Here is a 22,836-nt window from a genome sequence, read left to right as displayed (position 1 = left end):
CTGCACGAAAGGGAGGGAGCAAATCTCAAAGCGGAAGCACCGCCCGCTGACGCCTGACCGGCGAGGCCCCTGCCGAGCATGGCTCGGCACTACATCCAAGCCCCTTGCCTGCGGTGAGCGGGGAGCACAAACAAAAACACCGGCCATTGGCCGGTGTTCTCAATTCAGCAGCAACAGCCCAGAGGCTGCGCCGCCAACGCCTTATTTACGCTTCTTGCGCACATAGAGCACCAAGGAGTGCTCCTCCAGCTCGAAACCGTGTTCCGCAGCGATCTTCCGCTGCAGCTCCTCGATTTCCGGGCTTTCGAACTCGATGATCTTGCCCGAGTCCACATCGACCATGTGGTCGTGGTGGCCGCCGCGGTCCAGCTCGTAAACCGCCTGGCCGCCTTCAAAATTGTGCTTGAGGACCAGTCCGGCCGCCTCGAACTGGGTCAGCACACGGTAAACCGTGGCCAGCCCGATCTCATCACCGCAATCAAGCAACTGGCGGTAGATGTCTTCGGCGGTAAGGTGGTGGTGTTGGGGGGTGTTCTGTTCAAGCAGGGCAAGGATGCGCATCCGCGGATGCGTTACCTTCAAGCCGACTTTGCGCAGGTCATTGGATTCCATAGCCATCGTGTTCATTGGCGGTTTAACGCCAGTTATCTCCGGTCAGATCGCGCTGGGTGCCGGGGAGTGTATCATCGACCTGATTTCCTCAACCGCCCTACCTAATGCGCAACCTACTGTTGATCGCCGTTGTCGCCCTGTCCACTACTGGCTGCGGCATCATCTACAAGCAGCCCATCTATCAGGGCAACCTGATCCGTGAACAGTCCGTTGCGCAGCTGCAGGCCGGCCAGAGCAAGCAGCAGGTCAACGCGCTGCTGGGCACGCCGTCCATTGCCGACCCCTTCCATGCCCAGCGCTGGGACTACACCGCCAGCCAGCGTGTGAACCGCTTGGGCAAGACCGAGGTGAAGAACTTCACCGTGTTCTTCGAGAACGACCTGGTCACCCGCTGGGAAGGTGAGTATTTCCCGACCCAGGATGCCGATCTGGCCCGTAACAGCGTGCGTCAATTCGGCCGCAACCTGGCCAAGGACAAGAAGAAGGGCCGCTGATCCAGCGCCCCCCTTCGCAGGGTCAATCGCCGCCGCGCGCCCGCCGGCGGCGATTTTCTTTGGGGTCGGCCAGCAAGGGGCGTAGCAGCTCCACCCGGTCACCGTCCTGCAGCAACTGCTGCGAACGCGCCAGCACGCCGTGCACCGCCATTGCCGCCGCCTCGGCAGCGCCATCCAGCGCCGCCTCGGCCACCGCATCAGCGACCGTGCAGCCCTCTGGCAGCTCAAGCTGTCGCAGCTGGTAACGGTCCGGCCAGGCCAGCACTACCTCTACACGCATCGCTCAGAGTTCCTGATCGGCCACGCGCACGAAATCGTTGACCATGCGATCGGCCAGGCCCTGGAAGCCCAACGCCAGGGCCGGCCCGAGCAGGCGCGAGGTCGGCTCGAACTCCAGCTCCAGGCTGACCTTGCAGGCGCTTTCGGACAGGGCGTGGAACTCCCAGCGGCCGTGCAGGCGCTTGAACGGGCCTTCGCGCAGCTTCATATCGATGCTGTGCGGGCGCTGCAAGGTGTTTTCGGTCATGAACCAGGTACGGAACGAACCCAGCCCCAGATCCAGCCGGGCAACCAGCCGCTCCTCGCCCTGCTCCAGGATTTCCGCTTTGTCACACCAGCGGAACCGGCCAGGATAGGCGGCGACATCATTGACCAGGTTGAACATGCGCTCGGCGGAGTGTTCGACCAGCGCGCTGCGACGAATGGTAGTCATGGCAATACAGAAAGTGTTCGGGGAGCCCCCGAATCGGAGACAATACGGAAATGAGCACGAAACACAGCAAGGATAAAGCAAAGAACGGGACGGCCGACAAAACCATCTCGTTGAACAAGCGCGCGCGCCACGAGTACCACCTGGAAGAACGGGTCGAAGCGGGCCTGGTGCTGCAGGGCTGGGAGGTCAAGGCCATCCGCGCCGGTCGCGGCAACATGACCGACGCCTACGCCTATGTGAAGGATGGCGAGATCTACCTGATCGGCGCGCAGATCACGCCGTTGATCCAGGCCTCCACCCACACCATTCCGGAAGACCGCCGCCAGCGCAAACTGCTGCTGCACCGTCGCGAGATCGACAAGCTGATCGGCCGGGTCGAACGCGATGGCTACACGCTGGTGCCAACTGCGATGTACTGGAGCAAGAACAAGATCAAGCTCGAGATCGCACTGGCCAAGGGCAAGCAGAACCACGACAAGCGCGACACCGCCAAGGAACGTGACTGGGCCCGCGAAAAGCAGCGCGCGATGCGTGCGCATAACCGCAACGCCTGATGTCGACACGGCGCGCTGTGCAGGTCGCCAGCGCGCCGGATGTGCAGGCGCTGTGCGCACGGTTGCTGGCCTTCAATCGCAAGGCCAGCGGCAATAGCTTCGATGAGCTGCCAGTGCAACTGGCCAGCCATGACCGGGACGGAAACCTGCGCGGCGGACTGCTTGGCGACGTCTGCGCAGGCTGGCTCGCCATCCATGTGCTGTGGGTCGATCCGGAGCTGCGCAGCCAGGGATTGGGCAGCCAGTTGCTGCTGGAAGCCGAACAACAGGCCAAGGCCGCAGGCGCACACAGCGTTGTGCTGGACACCTTCGACTGGCAGGCCGAGGGCTTTTATCTGCGCCACGGCTACGAAGTTTTCGGCCGTCTGCCCGACTTTCCGCCCGGCCACAAGCGCATCTATCTACGCAAGACGCTTTAACCCATCAATATCCGGCGCAGATGGCGTCGCTGGGTTCCGGGTGCCTGCATGGCCGCGTACAGCACGCTCAGGCTGACCACTTCACTCAGCTCAGCAGCTTTGCGGTCATCACCGCCGAGCCACTGCCTTGCCTCCTCGGCAGCTTCCGGCGGCAACACGGTGAGAATCTCGGCATCATCCAGTCCATCAACCTGCAGCTGCAGCGCGCGTGAGAACCGCCATACCCGCGCGGTATGGATCAGCAACTGGGCCAGTCCCAATACCATCGTGACGAACGCAACCCGCTCCACTCCGGCGGCCGCGAGTCCAGACCAAGCCGATTGCAGCACCAGCAACAGCACTACCGCTACCAGATAGACACCAAGCCAGCGCTGACGCACTCGCCGCACCCAACCCAGAAGCCCAGCGCAGAGCAGCAACACCAGCGGTGCGAGCTGCGGCCAACAGCTCCGCCCCAACCACGCCGTGATCGGCACAACAACCACCAGCAACAGATAGAGCGAAGCCGGCGCCAGCGCGCGTCGCCGAAACCCAGCTCCAACTCCACCCGCCAACAATCGCAGGCAGCGCTTCTGCATGACCACTTCCACCGTCGCAAACTTGATGGCAGCCATGGTCCACCGGCAAACGTCGCAGAAAGGTCGGCGCGACGTTAAGCCTCAACTGATGTGTTCAAGTTGATGCGACATCGCAGCCGCACGTAGTCATGAAGATAGTTGACTAGACTGGCGCCCCACCAAGGAGTTCTTTGAAGATGGATCGCTGGTACACCGCAACACTGCTGTCGCTGATCGTTCACCAGATAGATGCCGCCTACTGGCACGAATGGGAGATGTTCCATGTGCCCGGCAGCATACAAGGCTTTCTGGTGTTCAACCTACTGGCAGTGGGCCTGCTGCTCCACGGCTATCGGCAGGTGGTATTGGCTACGCCACAAGCAAGGCGTTATGCCCTGCTCTGCGGCGGCATTGGTGTGCTAACCGCCCTGCTCCACGCCGGCTTTGCCGCAGCAGGCAAAGACCAGTTCGGCCTGCCACTATCCATCGCAACCATCGCCGCCTGCCTGGCAAGTGGTACCGGCCTTTTGCTGAAAGCACGGCAAAACCCCAATTCACGCGGGTGACTGTTGAGGGTTTTCCCTGTAGCATTCGTTTCGTCAGCGAGGCTGTGGTCAGAACATCGTCTACAGCCCTCATGAATCAACGTCTTACCGGGGGTGCACTGGTTTCGACGGGGGTTGTGAAGTCGCTTGGCGCATGCCGAGGGGGTAGCTTTCCTCGTAAATCCAGCTGCAAAACTCTAGTTGCCAACGACGACAACTACGCTCTCGCCGCTTAAGGCGTAAGCCCCGAACCCACTTGTGCCCGTGCTCGTGGATGTAGGGTCATTATCACGGAACCGGCTGTGACGGCTGCCTGTCAGTCACGGCTTAACCAAAACAGGCTGGTCCTGGGGTGCGCTTTGCACACCGTGCTGCCACAGGACGAGACCCAACGGTGAGCTAAGCATGTAGTGCCGGGGATGGAGTGCCTTCGGACGGCGGTTCAATTCCGCCCACCTCCACCATTAGATGGACCGTCAAGGTCCCGATCAGGCCGGAAACCCAGTAGCAGCAGGGGTTTCCGGCCTTTTTGTTTCCGCGTCCACGCGACTGCGGGAGTGCCCTTGGGCATTTGGAAGGAAGCTTCTCGCGCTGTGGCTTCATCCCGGCGCCCCACTTGCCCGCGCTTGAAGGCCTCTTGGCTTCTAGTTCCTGGAAGGGCGGGGCCTGACCAACCGACGACTCTGGACCAACAGCATCTTGCCATAGTCCCAATTTGGGACTATGGTTGCCGCCATGCGAGTCATAGCCCTTTCGACGCTCAAGGCGTTCTGGCAAGACAAACCTGAATATGCCGATGCCGAAGAACCGACGATGGCTTGGTACAAACATGTTGCAGCGGCGGACTGGAGCCAGCCAGCGGAGGTCAAGTCGGATTTCGGCAGTGCAAGCATCCTCAAGGACAGCAGAGTTGTCTTCAACATCGCAGGCAACAAGTACAGGTTGATCGTCTGGATCAACTATCACTATCGAGTCGTATACGTGCGTTTCATTGGTACTCATCCGCAGTACGACGCCATCGACGCTCAAACCATTTGAGGTGATCCATGGATATCAAACCCATTAAAAATGAAGCCGATTACCGCGCAATGCTCGGCGAAATCGACGGCCTGATGATGGCCCTTCCTGACACTCCAGAGGGTGATCGCCTCGATGTCCTCGTCACGCTGGTGCAGGCTTATGAAGCAAAGCACTATGCGATTGAAGCGCCCAATCCTATTGCGGCCATCAAATTCCGCATGGAGCAATCTGGGCTCACGGTAAAGGACCTGGTCTCCAGCATTGGTCAGCCGAACCGGGTATATGAGGTACTGAACGGCAAGCGCGAGCTGACACTCCCAATGATCCGCAAGCTACACAGGAACCTTGGCATTCCCGTAGAGAGCCTTGTCGCAGCCTGACCCCCTTCCCAAGCCTGATTGTCTGCGGCCTCCGCAGGTCGGCGTCTTTCCTTGTGCATGGACAGATGACTGATTGCAGAGCTGGTCGGGGCAGTCGCGCTGATCAATGCCGCCTTCAACCCGCACATGAGGCGCTGATCAGCCCAGGCACTCATCACAGCCTCGCGCCCCTCCCCCATTTACGAGCAGCAATCAAGGCTGTCTTGGCCCGTACCCTGGCTTCATGGCGCGGCCTCATTCCTCGCGGCCTGTCCTGCCCGTCTCGTAGCTCAGGTGGGCACCAGAGCCCGCTCCCGCGTGGCGGAATGTGATGGTCCAGGTTGACGAACCGCGATTCGCCGAAGCCATCAGAACCAATCGCAAGGAGATAGAAGTGGAAATTTCCGTTCGTCCTGCCACTGCTGCTGACATGGAACCCGTCGCCTCGCTCTTTGATCAATACCGGCAGTTCTATGGTCAAATTTCCAATCCCGGCTTGGCCCGGGAGTTCATTGGCGCCCGTCTGCGGGAGGGATCTTCCCTGATCCTGGTTGCGGCTGATTCCACCAGCAGTCTTCTCGGCTTCACCCAACTCTATCCGCTGTTCGATTCCGTTGGTGCTACCAAAAGCTACGTTCTCTACGACCTGTTCGTGTCTCCAGACGCTCGCCGCCTGGGCGTGGCCAGAAAACTGATGGTTGCTGCGGTTTCTGTTGCGAAGGGGCTTGGTGCTGGACGCATTGAGTTGCAGACCGCGAAGGACAACATCCCTGCGCAAAGACTCTATGAAACGCTCGGGTGGGCGCGCGACAACGACTTCTACATCTACGCCATCTCACCGTAAGACAACGCCGATGTTGGCAACACTGGCCAGCCGCCCGGGATCAATCCATCCCCATTACGCTGAGGTCGACATCGACGCCGGCGCCTGGTTGGCGATGCAAGCCCCTTGGGCGCCCTTCCAGCCCCTCGACAACGGCTTTGTCAGATAAATCCTAGGCCAAGTAAGGTGTATCCCTCATTGAGGTAGTGGTATCCCCGACAGCACCATTACAGGCTATTGGCTGGCAGTCATAACAGCAGGTGCTGTATGGACTACGAGAAGTTGCGCGATCACTTCGACGTTCTGGCACAGCAGGTCGTGCAGGACGCTACCGCGCTTGGCGAATACGAGCGCAAACAGAAGCTGCTGGAGATGCACCAGCTTGTCGACCGGATTGTCGAGGTTGTACCGGACGATGACGAGCAGGCCGACGTCCTGTGCAGGCTGGAAGATCTGGTCTACCGCGCCAACAGCGCAATCAATGCCGCCGAGCAGCTTGAGAATCTCAGGAAGAAGTGCGCCCTGGCCTATGGCTGGTCATCGCTGGCGGACTGAGCGTCGCGCTGACCGCTACGGGATTGCGCCAGCTACGGCGCGCGGTCCCAACACCTGCAAAAGCATCCAGGCGCCAACTCCGGCACCATAGCCACCAAGGCCGCCTCCTGGCGCGCACTGGATGCAGCACGGTCAGCTCAACCGTGCTGCCATACCCACCGTCATGGATTACGGCAATGGCAGCCCAACCCGGTTCCCAGCATTCCCCTACCCGACTGATGAAAGCCGTCGCCAGCGTGCTTTTGGCAGCCTGTGTGGCCTGGCCTGCATTCGCCGACGCCGCAGCAGCACCCCAGCGGCAAGCCACCACACCCAAACTCGAAGGCAGCCAACTCACGATGCTGGACGCCGCATTGGCGGGCTTGCCAGCCCAGCGCCCCGGCGTCACCGACATCTATGTGCTCGGCGTGGCCGGCGATGCCGACGAAGACGTGTTCCCCAATGAAGTGGCCTACCTGCGGCAACTGTCCGCAACACGCTGGGGTGCCGAAGGCCGCATGATCAGCCTGGTCAACCAGCCTGCCCTGGGCCATGGCGGCCCGCCGCAGGTTCTGGCTACCGCCGACAGCATCGGCCATGCCCTCAATGGACTCGGGCAGAAGCTGGACCCGGATGAAGACGTGTTGTTCCTCTACCTGACCAGCCACGGCCTGCATGACAACAGCGTCTACCTGCACACCGGCCGCGACCAGGAAGACTACCTGGCACCGGCACAGCTCGCGCGGATACTGGATCAAGCCCAGATCGGCAATGCGGTGATCGTGGTCTCGGCCTGTTTCTCGGGCGCCTTCGTGCCGGCACTGATGTCTCCGCAGCGCATGGTGATCACTGCCGCGCGCAAGGACCGCCCATCCTTTGGCTGCGGCAATACCGATAGCGCCACCTGGTTTGGCCGCGCCTTCCTGGTCGAGGCCCTGAACGCCACCAATGACTTCGCCCACGCCTACACACTGGCTGCAGGCAGCGTCCGCCGCCGCGAAAAGGAGCAAGGCGAGCTCCCCTCCGAACCGCAGTTCAAGACTGGCAAGGCCGTGGCTACCGTGCTCGAACAATGGCGTGCAGGCTTGCCGGACACACCTGCCGTGCCCTATCCCTTCGTTTACCAGCGCCCTTCCGGGGCCAAGACCGTCACACCCAGGAGCAAACCTGTCACCAATAATCGCAAGAACTGATTCCGCCCCACCGGCACTGGATGAAGCCGACCGGGCTACCCATTCAGGAAGGCAAGCGCCGCCGCCCGGCTTCTGCGAAAATATGGCATGACTGACTTCTCTTCCCTGCCGCTGTCGCCGGCACTCGCTCCTGGCATCGACGCGCTGGGCTATACCTCGATGACGCCGGTACAGGCGCTGGCCCTGCCGCCGATCCTGGAAGGCCGCGACGTGATCGCGCAGGCCCCGACCGGCAGCGGCAAGACCGCCGCCTTCGGCCTGGGCCTGCTCAACCGGCTCGACCTGTCCGTCAGCCGCACCCAGGCGCTGGTGCTGTGCCCTACCCGCGAACTGGCCGACCAGGTCGGCAAGCAGCTGCGCAAGCTGGCCACCGGCATCCCCAACCTGAAGCTGCTGATCCTCACCGGCGGCATGCCGCTGGGCCCGCAGCTGGCCTCGCTGGAAGCCCATGACCCGCAGGTCGTGGTCGGCACTCCCGGCCGCGTGCAGGAACTGGCGCGCAAGCGCGCATTGAACCTGGGCCAGGTCCGCAGCTTCGTGCTGGACGAAGCCGACCGCATGCTCGACATGGGCTTCGAGGAGCCGATCCGCGAAATCGCCGGCCGCACCCACAAGGAACGCCAGAGCCTGTTGTTTTCGGCCACCTTCCCGGAAGCGATCCGCGAACTGGCCCGCGCCCTGCTCAACGAGCCGGCCGAAGTCACTGTCGATGGCCAGGCCGAGGCACCGGCCATCCAGCAGCTGTTCTTCGAGACCGAGCCGGCCAACCGCCAGAAGGCACTCGGCGGCTTGCTGCTGAGGTATACGCCGGAATCGGCGGTGGTGTTCTGCAACACCCGCAAGGACGTGGACGAAGTGGCCAACTCGCTGCGCCAGTTCGGCTTCTCGGCGTTGGCGCTGCATGGCGACATGGAACAGCGCGACCGCGACGAAGTGCTGATGCAGTTCTCCAACCGCAGCTGCAACGTACTGGTCGCCAGTGACGTGGCCGCACGCGGTCTGGATGTGGAAGACCTGGCTGCGGTGGTCAACTACGAGCTGCCGACCGACATCGATACCTACCAGCACCGCGTAGGCCGTACTGGCCGTGCCGGTCGCAATGGTCTTGCACTGAGCCTGGTCGCCGGCCGCGAACGCAGCCGCGCCGATGCACTGGAAGCACAGCAGGGCAAGCCGCTGAACTGGCAGAAGACCCCGCTGGCAACCGCGCGTCCGGCTGAGCTGCCACAGGCGGCGATGACCACCCTGCGCATCGATGGCGGCAAGACCGACAAGCTGCGTGCTGGCGACATCCTCGGTGCACTAACCGGCGACGCCGGGCTGTCGGCCAAGACGATCGGCAAGATCGACATCTTCCCGACCCGCTCCTACGTGGCTATTGCCCGTGAGCAGGTAGGCAAGGCCTTGGCACGGCTGGAAGCCGGCAAGATCAAGGGCAAGCGTTTCCGCGTTCGCAAGATGTAAGCAGGTGCCGGCCCAGCCCGGCGCTTGAGCGCGCACATGACCTCCCAGCCGGACACCCGCTCTTCCAGCATTGCGGCGGATACGCACACCACGGCCTTTCCGTGGCGTGCCGTGTCCGCGGGTTGGCTGCTGCTGATCCTGGTCACCCTGCCGGCAGTACAGCTCACCGGCCCCTCCGCTGGCAGTCTGGCTCCCGTCGAGCTGATGCGCTCCCTGCTGTTCCTGCTTGGCATCTACAGCCCCTGGCTGCTGGCAACGCCTGGTCTTTGGCTGCTGTGCGCACGCTGGCCGCTGGGCATGGGCAGCGACGCCCAGGCAGCGGGCAAGCTGCTGACCGCCGGCATCTGCATCATTCCTGCGCTGTCGCTGATGGGCTGGATGTTTGGCTACCACCTCTCGCAGCTGGCGTTGCCCCGCGCGCTGCCCGACAGCTGGCTGCATGCGGTTGTCGCCACCAGCCTGTTCGCGCTCCCAACCTATGTTGCTGTCATCGGCATCGGCCAGGCATTGACCTATATCCGGCGCTATCGTCGCCGTGGCGAGCTGCTGGCGCAGGCGCGCGAGCAAGCCTTGCGGGCACGCCTGAATCACCACTTCCTGTTCAACGCACTCAATGCGATCGGCGCGCTGGGTTATCGCGATGCAGAACGCGCCGACGCTGCCTTGGCGCAGCTGGGTGAGTTGTTGCGCAACCTGCTGCAGAGCGAACCCTTCGTCGCCCTGCGCGAGGAAGTGGCGCAGGCGATGGCCTTCATCGAACTGCAGCGACTGCTGCAGCAACAGCCAGTGCAGGTGCAACTGCAGGCCAGCGCCGATGCTTGGGATGCGCGCGTGCCCAGCCTGCTGCTGCAGCCATTGATCGAGAACGCCGTGCGCTTCGCCAGCACCTCGGACACAGAGGACGCCACGATCAGCCTGCAGTTCGAGTCGCGCGATGATCTGCTTCACCTGCAGATCCGCAACCCGCTTGGCGACGCGACCGCCGGCATGGGGATTGGCCTGCAAGCCAGCCGCGAACGCCTGCAGGCAATCTACGGCGAGCATGCCACGCTGCGCGCACAACGCGACGGTGCGCACTTCCAGGTCAACATCCAGCTGCCGCTTGCCAGCGGCGAGCCCGCCGCATGATCCGCACCCTGCTGATCGACGACGTCGCACTGGCCCGCGAAAAGCTGCGTCATCTGCTGGGCGCGCATGCGGATATCCAGATCGTCGGCGAAGCGCCCAGCATCGCCCAGGCCCGTTCGCTGCTGGCTGCCGAACCGGTAGAGCTGTTGTTGCTGGACATCCAGCTACCCGATGAAGACGGCCTGCAGCTCGCGCGCAGCCTGGCCGCACCTGCACCGGCGATCATCTTCACCACCGCCCATGCAGAACATGCATTGGCCTCCTACGAACTGGGCGCGGTCGACTATCTGCCCAAGCCACTGGATGCCAACCGTCTTGCCGTCGCACTGCACCGGCTGCGCAGGCACCTGGCACGCGAGACCATCAACCCGCTGGCACCGCTATGCATCCGCAACGGCAGCCGCAGCGACTACGTGTCACCGACCGACATCGACTACATCGACAGCGCCGGCCACTATGCCTGCCTGCATGTCGGCAAGCAGGTGCACCTGTTGCGCGAGAGCATTGGCCGGCTCGCCGAGCAGCTGGCGCCGGCCGGCTTCGTGCAGGTACAGCGCGCGGTGATCGTCAATTGCGCACGGGTGCGCTATCTGCTGCCACGCCGCAATGGCGATGCGACGCTGGAACTTCTGGATGGCACACAGCTACCACTGAGCCGGCTGCACCGCGACGCCTTCGAATCGAAGATGGGCAAGGCCGGCTGAGACGCACGGCTCATGCCACGCCCGGCACGGCCTGCGCCATTGGTGGCGTCCACTTGTTCCGTTGCACTTCCAGCAGCGGCAACATCGCGGGCCGCTCCTCGTTCACAACACCCATGCTCAAGCATCTCCTGCTTCCGCTGCTGCTCAGCTGCAGCTCCCTGGCCTTTGCCGCCGAACTGCGCGTACATCCCGTGGACGGTCCAGCCGATCAACCGGTGCAGATCAGCGTTGCCGGACTGCTGCCAAGCCAAGCTGTGAAACTGCAACTTTCCATGCAGGACAGCAGCGGTAATCGATGGTTGGCGCACGCAAACTACCGTGCCGATCACAACGGCATTGCCGATACCGCCACTGCCGGCGCCGAGGCTGGCAGCTACGCAGGTGTCGATGCAATGGGGCTGTTCTGGTCAATGCGGCCAGAGGCAGGTAAGGGCAGACCCACGCCACTGCCGATGCGCAGCGAACCCGACGGCCTGCGCTATACGCCGGTAGCGATGCAACTGGAGGCCTTCGTCGACGGCGAGCGGATCGCTCAGCAGACGTTGTTGCGGCGGATCAACGCGGCCAATGTCGTTGCCACGCCTTTGCAGTTGCAAGGAGTGGTCGGCAATCTCTATCACCCCGCTGGTGCGCTGGACGACGACCGCCGCCATCCTGTCGTGATCACCCTGGGCGGCGCCGAAGGCGGCATCGATACTGCGAATCTGTATGCCGCCTGGTTGGCGTCCAACGGTTTCGTCGCTGTGGCCGTTGCCTATTACCGGATGCCCGGGCTGCCCAAGGATCTGATCCGCGTACCGATCGACCCGGTCAGCAGCACGGTGGATTGGCTGCGCACCCAGCCCTTTGCCGGCAAGGTCGGGGTGATGGGGGGGTCCTGGGGTGGCATCGTGGCGATGGCGGCCGCAGTGCATGATCCGCGCCTGCAGGCAGCGGTGTCATGGGTAGGTAGCCCTGCGCCATTCCGCGGCATCCGCCGTGATGTGCCGCCGGCCGATTTCCGCGCCGTGGACGAGCCCGCATTGCGCGTTGGTGGCCGCGACCTGCCATTCCTGCCCTATGTGGAACGGCTCAACTGGAATCAGCCTGGCGCGCACGCGGCAGCATTGGAGCAGGCGATGCTTCCGATCGAACGCATCAACGGCCCGCTGCTGCTGGTCGCAGGTGGTGACGATCAGCTCGGTGTTTCCGGCGAGATGGCGGCATTGGCGCTGCAACGCCTGAAGCGCCGCAGCGCGCCGCAAGCGGACGCACTGCTGTATTACTCCGACGCCGGTCATCTGATCACGCCCTTCCTGCAGCCCACCACCTTCCGCAGCGACACCGGCCCTCACATCCCGGTTGGCGGCACTGCCGAAGGCTATGCCCGCGCCGACCGGGAAAGCGGCCCAGCAGTACTGGCATTCCTGCGGCAGGCGCTGGCCGAAGGGGACATCCGGCTGACCCGCTGAACCCGCTTCAGGCAGCGCGAGCGCGCAGCGTCACCCGGAATGCCGCGGCAACAACCGCTACGCTGGCTGCCACAAACAGCGCCAGCGCAGTGGCCTCGCCGACGCCACGATGAATCAGCAGCAGGTAAACGCCGATGCAGCTTGCCTGTGCAAACAACGGCCAGGCAATACGGCGTAAACCACCACGGAACACGCGCCGGGCCAACACCGCGCTCAGCAGCCAGCCGCCGGCGAACGCCAGCGGGTCCAGTGCTGGCGAGAATTCATACACATTGCAGATGACGAACCACGCGCTCCAGCCCAGCATCGCCAGCAACAGCGCCAGTCCACCCAACACCCGCAGGGCGCGCATCAGGCAAACACCGCCACGCTCTGGCGGCCGCGCATCACCACCCGGCCCTGCTCATCCCAGGCCTGCATGTCCTGCGACGAATAGCCGTCACCCGCATGCTGGCTAAAGGAACGCAGCAGGAACCATTCGCCCAGCGGCGAAGGATCGAGCAGCTCAACGTTCCAGGTGATCGAACTGATCGGCGCAGCAGCACGGAAACTGGTGAATGCCGCCGGCGGCATCGCATCGCCCATCGCGATCAGGGCTACCGCCGGATCTACCCCGCCGGCATCCCGATGGCGAATCCAGGTCAGCAACTCCGGAATCTCCGCAGCCGACACCGGCATCGCGCCACCGGCAGGACGCATCTGGAAGTTGCGGGTAAAGGCCGGCGCGAACGGCATCGCCGCCATGTCGAAATCACGGTACGCGGCAGGCCCCTGGGCCGGGAGCTCGCCACCGAAATCATGCGCAACCGCACTTTCACGGGCGCGACCGAACACCAATGACAAGCGCGCCGCCAGGGCATCGTCGGAGAACACATCCACGCCGATATTCACCACCGACTTGCCCTCGCGCAGGACCGCCGGCACGAAACGCAGCAGGCCGGCTGCGGGCCCGATGAAGGTCACCTGCATCGCGCGCAATGGCGGCAACACGCCTGCATGGCTTTGCATCGCCGCGGCCACCGCCAGCGCACTGAGCACGCCGCCGTAGGCGGTGCGCCCCTGTCGCCAACTGTCAGGGAGCAGCAGCCCTTGTTCACCATCGAAGGAAGACAGCAGCTCGCTCAACGTCGGCATTCGGGACTCCGCGGATTGGGATGGATCAGGTACTCAGTAAACCAGTGTAGCGGCCAGCGGCAAACCATCAGGCCAGCGCTCACGGCCGCCCAGTCCGTCCAGCTCCACCAACACCGCGCCGCCAACAACCTGCGCCTCAAGCTGCGCAGCCAACTGCAAGGCGGCAAGCAAGGTGCCGCCGGTGGCCAGCACGTCATCGACCAGCAGCACGCGCGCGCCCGGCGGGGTTGCGCCGACGCTGACTTCGATGCGATCGGTGCCGTACTCCAACGCGTATTCCTGTTTCAAAGTCGCACCCGGCAGCTTGCCCGGCTTGCGCACCGGCACGAAGCCCACGCCCAGCTCAAGGGCCAACGCGGTGCCGAGAATGAAGCCGCGCGCCTCCACGCCCAGCACCGCATGCAGGCCAGCGTCGCGCCACGGCTCGGCCATGGCCTGCACGGCGGCACGGAAGCAGGCGCCATCGCCCAGCAGCGGGATGATGTCCTTGAACAGGATGCCGGGCTTGGGGAAATCAGCGATGTCGCGGATCGGGCGCGACCATTCGGGGTAGGCAGGAGAAGTCATATCAGTCATTCGTGGAAAGGTGCTCAGGAGCTGCACGACAGCATCGAGCAGCCGGCGCGGTTGCGCGCCCATTCCGGACGCTTGTCGGCAAAAGCCTCGCGCCCGGGTTGTTCGTCGTAAGGATGCCGCATCACGTCCAGCAAGTCCGTGATTCCAGCCATATCGCCTTGTTCGGCACGGTCGATGGCCTGCTGGGCCAGCCAGTTGCGCAGCACGTACTTTGGATTCGCAGCCTGCATGGCATCAAGGCGCTGTTGCGGCGACTGCCCTGCGCCCTGGACCCGCGCGGCGTAGCGCTGCAGCCAGTCGGTCAGTGCCGGCAGCACCTGCTCGCGGGCAGCCGGCGAGTAGAAGGCCTGCTCCAGCGGGTCAATCTCCGGCGCGTCGATATCAATGGACGCCAAGGCGCGGAACGCCAGCGTCATGTCCATCTCGCCTTCCTGCAGCAGCTGCTGGAACTGCGCCATCAGCTCGGCGTCGCCGTCGCGGAACTCGCCCAGGCCAAGCTTGGCGACCAGATGCGCGCGCTCTTCGGCTTCATAGCGCTGACGGAAGCCATCCAATCCGGCCTGCAGAGGTGCAACCTCGGCAAACAAAGGCGACAACGCCTGCGCCAATCGCACCAGATTCCAGTACGCCACCTGCATCTGCGTGCCAAAGCGGTAGCGGCGGCCCTGGGCATCGGTGGTGTTGGGCGTCCAGTCCGGATCGTAGTCCTCGACCCAGCCGTAAGGGCCGTAATCCAGGGTCAAACCCAGAATGGACATGTTGTCGGTGTTCATCACCCCGTGCACGAAGCCGACCCGCATCCACTGCGCCACCATCACCGCGGTGCGCGTGCAGACCTGCGCGAACCAGTCGGCGTACAGCGCCTCGCCACTGCCCTGCAGTTCGGGGAAATCACGGGCGATGCAGAACTCGACCAGTTGCCGCAGCAGCCCGACATCACCGCGCGCCGACGGCAGCTCGAATGTGCCAAAGCGGATGAACGACGGCGCGACCCGGCACACCACCGCACCGGGTTCGGCCTGCGGATGGCCGTCGTAGAACATGTCACGCATCACCGCCTCGCCGGTGCCGACCAGGCTCAATGCGCGGGTAGTCGGCACACCGAGATGATGCATGGCCTCGGAGCACAGGAACTCGCGCAGTGAAGAGCGCAGCACCGCACGCCCGTCAGCACCGCGCGAATACGGGGTTGGGCCAGCTCCTTTGAGCTGCAGCTCCCAGCGCTTGCCGCCGGCCAGCAACTCCCCCAGGGAGATGGCGCGGCCATCGCCGAGCTGCCCGGCCCAATGGCCGAACTGATGGCCGCCGTAATTGGCGGCCCACGGCTGCATGCCGGCGAACAAGGCATTGCCACCAAAGACCTCGGCAAACTCCGGGCTGGCAATCGTTGTTGGGGCGAAGCCAAGCAGGTCTGCGACCTCAGCCGAGTGCGCCAGCAAGCGCGGTGCAGCCACCGGTGCCGGCATCACGGCCGACCAAGCGGCACCCAGCACCTCGCGGCGACGCGCGCCGGTTTCAGGATCACCGGGCAGCTCGCGCTGGAAGCGGTTATCAAATAGCGGGGGCGTGTCGTTCATCATCTGAAAGTGGGGACTGCCGGGCCATGCTGCAAGCTTGGCCCGTTGTGCTCAACGAGCGCCGCCGATCAGATCCAGCGCGCCGCCACGCTGCTCGGCACGCTGATAGGCCGGCCGTTCGGCGATGCGGGCCAGGAAAGCCTGCAGCTTCGGATAGTCGGTCATGGGACCGGCGCGGACTGCCGCCGCCTGGACCGGGAAACTCATCTGGATATCAGCCGCGCTGAAACGCTCGCCGGCAAACCAGGTGGATTCGCCCAAGGCCTGCTCCATCCAGCCCAGGTGCAGACGCAGCTGCGGACTGATGAAGCTCTTCATCACCTTGTCGACAATGCTGTGGGCAATCGGCTTGGCGAAAAATGGCAGCGGTGCCTTGCGCACTTTCGCGAACACCAGGCTCATCACCAGCGGCGGCATCGCCGAGCCTTCGGCGTAGTGCATCCAGTAGTGATAGTGCAGGCGTTCCGGCGCCTCCACTGGCAGGGGCTGCGGCGACAGGCTGCGCTGCAGGTCATAGCGGTCAGCCAGGTATTCCAGGATGGCCCCGGATTCGGCCAGGATCAGTGCGCCGTCCTGCAGCACCGGAGATTTGCCGAGCGGATGCACCTTGCGCAGTTCCGGCGGCGCCAGCCAGGTCTTGGGGTCACGCTTGTAGCTGACCACGTCGTAGGCCAGGCCCAACTCTTCCAGCATCCACAGCACGCGCTGCGAACGCGATTGTTCCAGATGGTGCACGGTGATCATCGCTGGCTCCAACGTCATTCAATCGACACGAGACAACATCCTAGCCAACACCTGCAGAACGCAGCGTCAGTGCAAGGCGAAGCTCGATGCGAAAACACAAATAAAAACGCCGGAAGCTTTCGCTTCCGGCGTTCCAAGCAACCTTACGGTAGCAAGGGGTCGATTAGACCGCCTGCACCTGGTCAGCCTGCATACCCTTCTGGCCCTGCACGGCGACGAAAGTCACCTTCTGGCCTTCCTGCAGCGACTTGAAGCCGTTGCCCTGGATGGCGCGGAAATGCACGAACAGGTCCGGGCCGCTTTCCGGGGTGATGAAGCCGAAGCCCTTGGCGTCGTTGAACCACTTGACAGTGCCGGTCTGACGATCAGACATGTACTAACTCCTGAAACATAAGTTGAAATAATCGCAGCCACCGGAGATCGGGGCCGAGACTGAGTTGCAGGCGTTGGTAAAGCGGATCGATGAGCCGATCAAGAAGATCAACTGCATCAGGCCACGATTCACGGTGACCCTTGCAAGCACAGTGGGATGGACAATACGCCGCTTTGTTCCAAAAAGCGATAATTACCGTATTCAGAAACCCAATTTGATTCAGTTCGTCTATTAAGTCGCTGAAAACAGTCAATTTTCTGACGATAGCCCGGAACCAGCAAAGTCCGAAAATCCAATAGACTGCGCGGCATGAGCACTGAAGACGTCGTTTCCGCCACCCGTTCAGCCACCCAGATCTGGGTCGATGCCGATGCCTGCCCCGTGGTGATCAAGGAAATCCTGTTCCGCGCCGCCGAACGGGCCAAGGTCGAGACCGTACTGGTCGCCAACCAATGGCTGCGCACCCCGCCCTCGCGCTTCATCCGTGCCATGCAGGTGCCGGGTGGGCCGGATGTTGCCGACGACGCCATTGCCGAGCGGGTGAACCCCGGCGACCTGGTCGTTACCCAGGACATTCCGCTGGCAGCGCGTGTGCTGGAGAAAAAAGCCGTCGCACTGAATCCGCGCGGTGAGCTCTATACCGCCAACACCATCGCCGAGCGGCTATCGGTGCGCAACTTCATGGAAGAACTGCGTGGTGCTGGCGTTCAGACCGGCGGTCCTGCCACCTTGCACGCGCGTGACCGCCAGGCCTTTGCCGCCCAGCTCGACCGCTGGCTCGCGCAACGGCGCTGAAGCTCACACCAGCTCACGCGCACTGCGGAATTCCCGCTGCCGGCCGCTGAGCGGATCAACGAAGGCCAAGCGCCGCGCCAACAGTTGCAGCGGCTGCCGGTAGTCCTCCGGTGCGCGCTCGATTACCTGCGGGTAGAAATCGTCACCGATGATGGGCGCTCCCAGCGCGGCCATGTGCACGCGCAACTGGTGTTTGCGCCCAGTCACCGGCTCCAACGCGTAGCACCACACATCGCCACGCCGCTCGATCACATCCACCCGGCTCAGGGCATTGGCCTCGCCCGCCAGCTCGGCCATGCGAAAGAACGGTTCACCGCGGCCGATACGACTGTTCCGCTGCAGCGGGAACTGCAGCGTCGGCAGGGCCGGGGCCAGGGCCTCATAGCCCTTGTCGATGCGACGCTCGGCGAATAGCCGCTGGTAGGCGGCGCGCGTCTGCGGATTGCAGGAGAACAACACCAATCCCGCAGTGCCACGATCAATCCGGTGCAGCGGCACCAGCTCGCGATTGCCGGTGCTGGCGATCAGTCGCGCGAGCAGGGTCTGCCGCACGAAGCGCCCGGCCGGGGTGACCGGCAGGAAATGCGGCTTGTCGGCCACCAACAGGTGTTCGTCCTGGTGCAGGATCTGCTCGGCGAACGGTATCTCCGGCTCGTCGGCAACCTCACGGAAATACTGGATCTCCTGCCCTGCCCGCCACGGCTGCGCCGGCAGCAGCGGCCGGCCGTCGCTGCCCAGCACCCGCCCGCGCGCAAAACGGCCCAGCCATTGCGCCTGGCTTACCGCCGGGAAGCGGGCGCACAAACCCTCCAACAGGCTTGCCCACGGGCCTGGAGCGAGTTGCAGACGGCTTGGCAGGTCTTGGTCAGGCACGTTGAAACGGGTCCGGTGCGGGGCCAGGCATTATGATGGGCAGTCTTTGTACCCGGTATTCCCATGGCCCTCACCGCCACCATCCGCAAGGCCGAGCTGCAGATCAGCGACATGGACCGCGGTTACTACGCGACCCACAACCTGACCCTGGCCCAGCATCCCTCCGAAACCGACGAGCGCCTGATGGTGCGCCTGCTCGCCTTCGCCCTCAACGCCGAGGACCGGCTGGAATTCGGCAAGGGCCTGAGCAGCGAGGACGAACCGGACCTGTGGCAGCTGGACTACACCGGCGACATCGAGCAGTGGATCGACCTGGGTCACCCGGACGAATCACGCGTGCGCAAGGCCTGCAACCGCAGCCGTCGCGTGCAGATCGTCAACTACGGCGGCAATGCCTCCGACATCTGGTGGCAGAAGCAGGGCAAGCACCTGACCCGTTTCAACAACTTGTCGGTGATCGACCTGCCGTCCGCGTTCGTCGAGCGCTGGGGTGAGCAGGTGCAACGCGCGATGCGCTGGAGCGTGCTGATCCAGGATGGCGAGGTCCAGATCCTCAATGATCACATCCAGCTGGACGTGATCCCGGCCTGGCGCAAGCGCCCGGCGGAGTAAGCAGTAGTGGCTGACAAGGTAATCCGCTGCGACGTACTGGTGATCGGCGCTGGCGCCGCGGGGCTGATGTGCGCGCTCACCGCCGGCCAGCGCGGCCGCATCGTGCAGGTGATCGATCATGCCAACAAGGTTGGCAAGAAGATCCTGATGTCCGGCGGCGGCCGCTGCAACTTCACCAATACCGGCACCACCGCAGCGAACTTCATCTCGAACAACCCGCACTTCTGCAAATCAGCGCTGGCGCGTTATACGCCGGCCGATTTCATCGAGATGGTCGAACGCCACGGCATCGCCTATCACGAGAAGGAGCTGGGCCAGCTGTTCTGCGACATTTCCTCCAAGCAGATCGTGAAGATGCTGCTGGACGAGTGCTCCGACGCCGGCGTGCAGATCCGCACCGATTGCGGCGTGCAGCAGATCGAGCGCGGTGCCGATGGCTTCCATGTGCGAACCGCGCAGGGGCAATTCCACAGCACCTCGGTGGTGATTGCCACCGGCGGACTTTCGATCCCAAGCATGGGCGCCAGCGGCTTCGGCTACGAGGTGGCCCGCAACTTCGGCCATGAGCTGCTGCCGACGCGTGCCGGGCTGGTGCCGCTGACCCTGAGCGGCACCCACCAGGAACGCTTCGCCGAGCTCAGCGGCGTTGCGTTGCCGGTGGAGGCGCGCTGCAACGGTAAGAGCTTCCGTAACTCGATGCTGATCACCCATCGCGGCGTCAGCGGCCCGGCGATCCTGCAGATCTCCTCGTACTGGCAACCGGGTAATGACCTGCGGCTGGACCTGCTGCCCGATCACGATGCAGCCGAATGGCTGCGGCAGATGAAGCGCGAGCGCGGCGCCTCCGAATTGCGCACCGTGCTGTCCGAAGTGATGCCGCGGAGGCTGGCCCTGCGCCTGTGCGAGCAATGGCTGAAGGACAAGCCGATGCGGCAGATGGACGAGCCCGAGCTCAAGGCCGCCGCCAGCCTGCTGTCCGATTTCCCGCTAGTCGCCAGCGGCACCGAGGGCTACCGCACCGCCGAAGTCACCCTGGGCGGCGTGGACACGCGCAAGGTGTCTTCCTCGACGATGGAATCGCAGCTGGTACCCGGCCTGCACTTTGTCGGCGAGGTACTGGACGTGACCGGCTGGCTGGGCGGCTACAACTTCCAATGGGCCTGGGCCTCCGGACGTGCCGCCGGGATGGCGGTGTAAGCGGATTCGGCAGATCGGCAAGCCGGCCACACCGCTGCACACAGCAGCTGCGGGGAGGTGTTGCGTCCGCTGGCGACGACCCCTGGAGGCGGCCTTGGGACTACACTCACGGGAGTACGTCACAGGCAAGCGATCTGCGCATAGACGCCGGCGACGTGCATCGTGTATTAAACCCCGTCCCCCGGGAGTCCTGAATGCAGAACGCCAAAGACATCACCTTGCGCTTGCTGATCGTTGACGACAGTGCCGAGAGCGCCGAGGCCATCGTCAGCACCTTGCGCAACAGCGGCATCGCAGTGCGCCCGTCGCGGCCGCAGAGTGCCGAGGAGCTGAGCCAGGCACTGAGCCAACCCATCGACCTGGTGCTGGCGGCCAACTCTTACGCTATCCCGCAGTTGCTGCTGACCCAGCAGGTCGCGGCCAGCGGCAAGGACATCCCGATGATCCTGCTGACCGACAGCATCGATGCACAGATGCTGCTGGACTCGGCCGCCAACGGCATCCGCGCCATCGCGCTGCGCCAGCAGCCAGACCACCTGTTGTCGGTGGTGCAGACCGAATGGACCGACCTGCAGGCGCGCCGCGGCCTGCGCCGGATCGAGGCGCAGATGCGCGAGACCGAGCGCCGCTGCGACGCACTGATCTCGTCCTCGCGCGATCCCATCGCTTACATCCACGAAGGCATGCACATCCGCGCCAACGAAGCCTATCTGGACATGTTCGGATTCGAGTCGTTCGAGGATGTGGAAGGCATCTCGCTGTTGGACATGGTGGCGCCGCAGCACGTGGAGAACTTCAAGCAGCTGCTCAAATCGCTGAGCAAGGGCGAAGCGCCGCCACCGCAATACGAAGTGCACGCACGTAACCAGGACGGCGACACCTTCCCGGCGACGATGGAATTCACCGCTGCCACCTATGAAGACGAGAGCTGTTTCCAGATCGTGTTCCGTCGCCGCGAGGAGTTTGATCCGGAACTGGCACGCGAAGTCGAAGCGCTGCGCCAGCGCGACCAGGTCACCGGCCTGCTCAACCGCCCGACTTTCATGGTCCAGCTGGAGAAGGCCGTCGCCCAGGTTGGGCGCAGCGATGGCCAGTATGGCTTCCTGCTGGTAGAACCGGATCACTATGCACGCCTGCTGCCCGATATCGGACTGGATTCGGCAGACGCATTGATTGCAGCCCTCGGCCAGAAGCTGGCCCAGGCTGTTGGCGAGGACGCGCAGCTGGCGCGCTTTGGCGAGCATAGCTTTGCCCTGCTTACCGAGGGCGATTACACACATACCTCGCAGATGGCTGAGCGGGTACGCGGCGCCTTTGCCTCCTCGGTGTTCAGCATCGGCGAGCGCTCGGCCACCGTCACCGTCAGCATCGGCGGCGTGCAGGTGGGCGAGAAGATCGCCAGCGTTGGCCAGGTCCTGAACCGCGCCAATGACTGCGCACGCGCCGCCACTGAACTGGGTGGCAATACCTTCAAGGTATTCGATCCGGGCGCGGCCGACCGCGTCGAGGAAGAGCGCATCCAGAGCTGGGTACAGCGTATCCGCCAGGCAGTCGCTGGTGATGGCTTCCATCTGCGTTTCCGCCCCGTGCTGAACCTGATGGGCGAGCCGATCCAGCTCTACGACACCTCGCTGCAGATGGAAAACAATGGCGAGATGGTGGGGCCGCCCAGCTTCCTGCCGATCGCGCAGGAACACGGGTTGTTGGCCCCGATCAACCGCTGGGTGGTGGCCAACGCCATCCGCGCGCTGGGCGAGCGGCGCCGTGCCGGTCACCGCACGCACCTGATGGTACGCATCACCCCGGAGTCGTTCTCCGACCCGGAGCTGCTGACGGTGATCCGCAATGGCCTGCAGGCCGAAGGCGTGGAAGGCGCGCAGCTGTGGCTGCAGATTCCCGAGGCCAAGGTATTCACCAACCTGCGCAATGCGCAGCAGTTCCTGGGCGATGTCACTGCGTTGGGCTGCAAGGTTGGCCTCGAGCAGTTTGGCTCGGGACTGGATTCATTCCAGCTGCTGGCGCACTTCCAGCCAGGCTTCCTCAAACTGGACAGTGCTTTCACCGCTGATCCGGCGTTGGCCAAGGAACAGCTGGAGAAGACCCAGGAAATCACCACCAAGGCGCAGTCTGCGGGCATTCTGACCATCGCCGAGTTTGTTGCCGATGCGTCGACGATGAGCCTGTTGTTCAGCGCTGGCGTGGATTACGTGGAAGGCGATTTTGTCGGGCCGCCGACGGCTGAAATGGATTTTGAGTTTGGTTGATGGTTTCTGTGGGCTGCTTGTTTGCGCCAAGAGCTGCCCTCACCCCAACCCCTCTCCCGCAGGCGGGAGAGGGGCTCAGTCCACTACGAGCTTAAACATTGCTAGCCCCTCTCCCGCAAGCG

General features: G+C 63.7%; 28 protein-coding genes and 1 other RNA gene. 18 read left to right on the top strand and 11 right to left on the bottom strand.

The genetic code is table 11. The features are described from left to right. Positions 1-201 precede the first annotated feature (201 nt). Positions 202-612: a ferric iron uptake transcriptional regulator gene (fur, locus tag AC1VWL_RS05900; RefSeq protein WP_282271992.1), complete on the bottom strand. Its 411-nt coding sequence runs from the start codon at positions 610-612 to the stop codon at positions 202-204. A 104-nt stretch (positions 613-716) separates the two neighbouring features. Between fur and AC1VWL_RS05895 the strand changes: the two genes are divergently transcribed. Further along, complete coding sequence (locus AC1VWL_RS05895) at positions 717-1,106, top strand: outer membrane protein assembly factor BamE (RefSeq protein WP_481533370.1); 390 nt, start codon at positions 717-719, stop codon at positions 1,104-1,106. Positions 1,107-1,128: 22 nt separating this feature from the next. Here the strand turns inward: AC1VWL_RS05895 and AC1VWL_RS05890 are convergent, their stop codons facing one another. Both AC1VWL_RS05890 and AC1VWL_RS05885 read right to left on the bottom strand, forming a co-directional pair. Further along, a complete protein-coding gene (locus AC1VWL_RS05890; protein WP_482986084.1) occupies positions 1,129-1,386 on the bottom strand; it encodes an RnfH family protein in 258 nt (85 codons plus the stop codon). A gap of 3 nt (positions 1,387-1,389) precedes the next feature. Next, positions 1,390-1,818: a type II toxin-antitoxin system RatA family toxin gene (locus tag AC1VWL_RS05885; RefSeq protein WP_282271976.1), complete on the bottom strand. Its 429-nt coding sequence runs from the start codon at positions 1,816-1,818 to the stop codon at positions 1,390-1,392. A 50-nt stretch (positions 1,819-1,868) separates the two neighbouring features. Between AC1VWL_RS05885 and smpB the strand changes: the two genes are divergently transcribed. Then, positions 1,869-2,372: an SsrA-binding protein SmpB gene (smpB, locus tag AC1VWL_RS05880; RefSeq protein ID WP_296246245.1), complete on the top strand. Its 504-nt coding sequence runs from the start codon at positions 1,869-1,871 to the stop codon at positions 2,370-2,372. Then, the gene (locus AC1VWL_RS05875; RefSeq protein WP_482986083.1) at positions 2,372-2,791 is read left to right on the top strand and encodes a GNAT family N-acetyltransferase; all 420 of its coding nucleotides are present in this window, start codon (positions 2,372-2,374) and stop codon (positions 2,789-2,791) included. The genes smpB and AC1VWL_RS05875 overlap by 1 nt, the downstream gene beginning before the upstream one ends. Here AC1VWL_RS05875 and AC1VWL_RS05870 read toward each other — a convergent pair. Further along, on the bottom strand, positions 2,788-3,405 hold the full coding sequence (locus tag AC1VWL_RS05870) for a hypothetical protein (RefSeq protein WP_482986082.1): 618 nt from the start codon (positions 3,403-3,405) through the stop codon (positions 2,788-2,790). The two genes, AC1VWL_RS05875 and AC1VWL_RS05870, sit on opposite strands and share 4 nt — an antisense overlap. 140 nt (positions 3,406-3,545) lie before the next feature. Here AC1VWL_RS05870 and AC1VWL_RS05865 point away from each other — a divergent pair, with 140 nt between their 5' ends. From AC1VWL_RS05865 to AC1VWL_RS05815, 11 genes are all read left to right on the top strand, one after another. Further along, positions 3,546-3,914 carry a DUF6713 family protein gene (locus AC1VWL_RS05865; RefSeq protein ID WP_482986081.1) on the top strand — a complete coding sequence of 123 codons (369 nt, stop codon included), beginning with the start codon at positions 3,546-3,548 and terminating at the stop codon, positions 3,912-3,914. 89 nt (positions 3,915-4,003) lie between these two features. Next, positions 4,004-4,357, top strand: a transfer-messenger RNA (tmRNA) gene (ssrA, locus tag AC1VWL_RS05860). Between the two features lie 259 nt (positions 4,358-4,616). Continuing rightward, a complete protein-coding gene (locus AC1VWL_RS05855) occupies positions 4,617-4,931 on the top strand; it encodes a type II toxin-antitoxin system HigB family toxin (protein ID WP_481533377.1) in 315 nt (104 codons plus the stop codon). Positions 4,932-4,939: 8 nt separating this feature from the next. Then, a complete protein-coding gene (locus AC1VWL_RS05850) occupies positions 4,940-5,293 on the top strand; it encodes a helix-turn-helix domain-containing protein (RefSeq protein ID WP_481533378.1) in 354 nt (117 codons plus the stop codon). A gap of 310 nt (positions 5,294-5,603) precedes the next feature. Beyond that, positions 5,604-6,116, top strand: coding sequence for a GNAT family N-acetyltransferase (locus AC1VWL_RS05845; protein ID WP_482986080.1), 513 nt, complete (start codon positions 5,604-5,606; stop codon positions 6,114-6,116). Positions 6,117-6,362: 246 nt separating this feature from the next. Beyond that, positions 6,363-6,650 (top strand): hypothetical protein, encoded by a 288-nt coding sequence (locus AC1VWL_RS05840; protein ID WP_481533380.1) that lies wholly within the window; start codon positions 6,363-6,365, stop codon positions 6,648-6,650. A 176-nt stretch (positions 6,651-6,826) separates the two neighbouring features. Continuing rightward, positions 6,827-7,822, top strand: coding sequence for a C13 family peptidase (locus AC1VWL_RS05835; RefSeq protein ID WP_482986079.1), 996 nt, complete (start codon positions 6,827-6,829; stop codon positions 7,820-7,822). 87 nt (positions 7,823-7,909) lie between these two features. Continuing rightward, on the top strand, positions 7,910-9,286 hold the full coding sequence (gene dbpA / locus AC1VWL_RS05830) for an ATP-dependent RNA helicase DbpA (RefSeq protein ID WP_482986078.1): 1,377 nt from the start codon (positions 7,910-7,912) through the stop codon (positions 9,284-9,286). Positions 9,287-9,322: 36 nt separating this feature from the next. After that, complete coding sequence (locus AC1VWL_RS05825; protein ID WP_482986077.1) at positions 9,323-10,414, top strand: sensor histidine kinase; 1,092 nt, start codon at positions 9,323-9,325, stop codon at positions 10,412-10,414. Then, positions 10,411-11,118: a LytR/AlgR family response regulator transcription factor gene (locus tag AC1VWL_RS05820; RefSeq protein ID WP_482986076.1), complete on the top strand. Its 708-nt coding sequence runs from the start codon at positions 10,411-10,413 to the stop codon at positions 11,116-11,118. Before AC1VWL_RS05825 ends, AC1VWL_RS05820 begins: the two co-directional genes overlap by 4 nt. A 113-nt stretch (positions 11,119-11,231) precedes the next feature. Next, positions 11,232-12,569: an acyl-CoA thioesterase/bile acid-CoA:amino acid N-acyltransferase family protein gene (locus tag AC1VWL_RS05815; RefSeq protein WP_482986075.1), complete on the top strand. Its 1,338-nt coding sequence runs from the start codon at positions 11,232-11,234 to the stop codon at positions 12,567-12,569. Positions 12,570-12,576: 7 nt separating this feature from the next. On the opposite strand, the gene AC1VWL_RS05810 is transcribed toward AC1VWL_RS05815, so the two are convergent. The 6 genes from AC1VWL_RS05810 to AC1VWL_RS05785 all read right to left on the bottom strand — a co-directional run bounded on the left by AC1VWL_RS05810 (position 12,577) and on the right by AC1VWL_RS05785 (position 16,973). Beyond that, positions 12,577-12,921 (bottom strand): hypothetical protein, encoded by a 345-nt coding sequence (locus AC1VWL_RS05810; protein ID WP_482986074.1) that lies wholly within the window; start codon positions 12,919-12,921, stop codon positions 12,577-12,579. Continuing rightward, a complete protein-coding gene (locus tag AC1VWL_RS05805) occupies positions 12,921-13,703 on the bottom strand; it encodes a thioesterase family protein (protein ID WP_482986073.1) in 783 nt (260 codons plus the stop codon). Before AC1VWL_RS05805 ends, AC1VWL_RS05810 begins: the two co-directional genes overlap by 1 nt. Before the next feature lie 33 nt (positions 13,704-13,736). Then, entirely contained in the window at positions 13,737-14,279 is a 543-nt protein-coding gene (locus AC1VWL_RS05800) for an adenine phosphoribosyltransferase (protein ID WP_296246299.1), read from the bottom strand. A gap of 14 nt (positions 14,280-14,293) precedes the next feature. Continuing rightward, positions 14,294-15,856, bottom strand: a complete 1,563-nt coding sequence (locus AC1VWL_RS05795; protein WP_482986072.1) for a protein adenylyltransferase SelO — start codon at positions 15,854-15,856, stop codon at positions 14,294-14,296. Positions 15,857-15,907: 51 nt separating this feature from the next. Next, entirely contained in the window at positions 15,908-16,600 is a 693-nt protein-coding gene (locus tag AC1VWL_RS05790) for a glutathione S-transferase family protein (protein WP_482986090.1), read from the bottom strand. A gap of 163 nt (positions 16,601-16,763) precedes the next feature. Continuing rightward, positions 16,764-16,973: a cold-shock protein gene (locus AC1VWL_RS05785; RefSeq protein WP_054659637.1), complete on the bottom strand. Its 210-nt coding sequence runs from the start codon at positions 16,971-16,973 to the stop codon at positions 16,764-16,766. A 309-nt stretch (positions 16,974-17,282) separates the two neighbouring features. Here AC1VWL_RS05785 and AC1VWL_RS05780 point away from each other — a divergent pair, with 309 nt between their 5' ends. Continuing rightward, a complete protein-coding gene (locus AC1VWL_RS05780; RefSeq protein ID WP_481533389.1) occupies positions 17,283-17,768 on the top strand; it encodes a YaiI/YqxD family protein in 486 nt (161 codons plus the stop codon). 3 nt (positions 17,769-17,771) lie between these two features. Here AC1VWL_RS05780 and AC1VWL_RS05775 read toward each other — a convergent pair whose 3' ends face one another. Further along, positions 17,772-18,641 (bottom strand): pseudouridine synthase, encoded by an 870-nt coding sequence (locus AC1VWL_RS05775; RefSeq protein ID WP_482986071.1) that lies wholly within the window; start codon positions 18,639-18,641, stop codon positions 17,772-17,774. A 63-nt stretch (positions 18,642-18,704) separates the two neighbouring features. On the opposite strand from AC1VWL_RS05775, the gene AC1VWL_RS05770 reads away from it, so the two are divergent. From AC1VWL_RS05770 to AC1VWL_RS05760, 3 genes are all read left to right on the top strand, one after another. Further along, entirely contained in the window at positions 18,705-19,253 is a 549-nt protein-coding gene (locus AC1VWL_RS05770; RefSeq protein WP_296246312.1) for a YaeQ family protein, read from the top strand. Positions 19,254-19,259: 6 nt separating this feature from the next. Continuing rightward, entirely contained in the window at positions 19,260-20,450 is a 1,191-nt protein-coding gene (locus AC1VWL_RS05765) for a BaiN/RdsA family NAD(P)/FAD-dependent oxidoreductase (protein ID WP_482986070.1), read from the top strand. Between the two features lie 194 nt (positions 20,451-20,644). Next, entirely contained in the window at positions 20,645-22,714 is a 2,070-nt protein-coding gene (locus AC1VWL_RS05760; RefSeq protein WP_482986069.1) for a GGDEF/EAL domain-containing response regulator, read from the top strand. Positions 22,715-22,836 lie beyond the last annotated feature (122 nt).

The sequence above is a fragment of the Stenotrophomonas sp. STEN063 genome, assembly GCF_056854515.1.
This window is presented reverse-complemented; position numbering and strand designations above follow the sequence as displayed.